1 protein-coding gene and 1 pseudogene are annotated in these 2,154 nt (G+C 59.4%); both read right to left on the bottom strand.

The features are described 5' to 3' along the window. Nucleotides 1-543, bottom strand: a 543-nt coding sequence (locus OS035_RS33370) for an ATP-binding protein (RefSeq protein ID WP_331815642.1), incomplete at its 3' end; no start/stop codon positions are given. A gap of 5 nt (nucleotides 544-548) precedes the next feature. Continuing rightward, nucleotides 549-2,042 (bottom strand): annotated as a pseudogene (gene istA / locus OS035_RS33365) (IS21 family transposase); the annotation flags it as partial. Nucleotides 2,043-2,154: the final 112 nt, after the last annotated feature.

The raw sequence follows: 2,154 nt of genomic DNA, 5'->3' as shown, positions 1-2,154 counted from the left end.
TAGGAGTTGGCCTCCGGCCAGGGCGAAAGGCAGGTATCCGAGTTCGTCGAGGATGATGAAGTCGAGACGATTGAGATAGTCGGCCGTCCGCCCTTGCTTGCCGCTGCGCGTTTCCGTTTCCAGCCGATTGACCAGATCGACGACGTTGAAGAAGCGCCCGCGTGTTCCGTTGCGGATCAGTGCACGGGCAATCGCGATGGCGAGATGGCTCTTTCCGGTTCCCGTGCCGCCGACGAGGACGACGTTACGCTGATCGGCGACGAAGGTGCCGGTAGCCAGCTCCCGCACCAGGGATTCATTGACCGGCGTATCGGTGAAGTCGAAATCGTCGATGTCCTTAGCGAGGGGCAGCTTGGCGATGCTGAGTTGGTAGCGAATGGAGCGGGCCTGCTTCTCGGCGATCTCCGACTGCAAGAGATCACCGACAATGCGCGGCGGTTCGTGCTGCCGTTTGATGCCGTTGCCCATGACCTCGTCGTAGGCGCTGCGCATTCCATAGAGCTTCAGCGTGCTCATCAGTTCGAGAACCTGTGTGCGTTCCATCAGCTTGCCCTCCTGAGGCTGTCATAGCGTGCGCAGTCGGCGACCGGTTCATGGGTCAATCGAAGCGCATCCGGGGTTTGCAGGGTTGCGGCCGGAGCCGGGTCACGACTACGAGCCAGAATGTTGATGATCACCGAGGCCGAGCAGACGCCCTGGTCCAGCGCCTCCTGACAGGCCGCATCGACGGCCGTCAGACCATCGGTGGGAACGCATGCAAGGATTGTGACCATTTGCCGATCACCGTCGTGGACGCTCTTCAGGCGCTTGCGGACCTTCTCCATCGCCGCTGGCAACACCCAGTCCCTGAACGGTGCGCCGTTGCGCAAAGCGCCGGGTTTGCGAGCCAGAACGGGGACATAATGCCAGGGATCGTAGATCGTCTCGCCACGGCCAAAGCAACGCGGATGCTCACCGACGTTCACGCCGTCCTGCCTGATGACGATCTTCTCGGCATAGGCGTGAACCTCAACAGGGCGGCCGACCGCAGTCGAGAGGACGGAGTATTTGTTGTTGTCGAAACGGACCGTGCAGGTCTTCGACACCGAGGCCGGGACGCTGTGGAAACCATCGAACGGCCCGACGTAATGCACGAGGCTGCCGCGTTCCTCCTCGAACACCTGCCAGATCATTCGCTCGGTCTGTTCAGGATGACGGTGCGCCTTGGCGTAAGCGATGCACTTATCGAGCAACCAGACATTCAGCTCATCCAGGCTTTTAACTCGAAGACGTGGTGTGAAGAAGCGTTCTCGAACCAGTCCGACCTGGTTCTCGACCTGTCCCTTCTCCCATCCGGATGCGGGCGTGCAGGCAACGGGATGGACCAGATAGTGGCTGCACATCTGCAGGAAGCGGCGATTGTATTGTCGCTCCTTGCCGACGAACACCGCCTCGACCGCAGTCTTCATGTTATCGTAGATGCCGCGCGTGCAGGTGCCACGGAAGAAGGCGAAGGCCTTGTCATGGGCATCGAACACCATCTCCTGGCTCTCACGCATATAGGCTCGGGCGAACATCATCCGGCTGTGGCAGAGCCGGACATGCGCGACCTTCACGGTCGTAGTCACCCCGTTGACCAGAATGATCTCGTGGCTCCAGTCGAACTGGTAGGCTTCGCCTGGCGCGTAATAGAGGGGCACATAGGCTTCCGCCGTCACGGCTCCCCGGTTCTTCGCCCAGGTCTTGGCATATCGCCGGATCGCGTCATAACTGCCGTCGTAGCCGAGTGCCCGGACCTCCTCGTAAATCCGGATCAGCGTCAGCCGTTCGCGCGATGCCTTGCCTTCGTTGGCAATGAGGAACCGTTCAATATCACCCTTCCAGGCTCCGATCCTGGGCAACGGTTGATGTTCTCGTTTGTAGACAAAATCAGTCGCATCAGAACGCAGGATTTTGCGAACCGTATTACGCGAAACATTCAGCTCTCTGGTGATCTTCTTCACCGACCAGCCCTGAACATGGAAGGCTCGTCGGACACGGGCAATCGTATCCACTCTCTTCAACTCCCCACCCCATCCACTGGCAAAAGCCGGATGGTCGGATGAAATCCAAGGGGGGTCAAAATTGGATAAGTATCACCCCGCCAGAGGGGTCAACATTCCATGCTTAAACACA

Origin of the sequence: Rhizobium sp. 268 (assembly GCF_036571585.1) — a bacterium.
Lineage (GTDB): Bacteria > Pseudomonadota > Alphaproteobacteria > Rhizobiales > Rhizobiaceae > Rhizobium > Rhizobium redzepovicii.
This window is presented reverse-complemented; position numbering and strand designations above follow the sequence as displayed.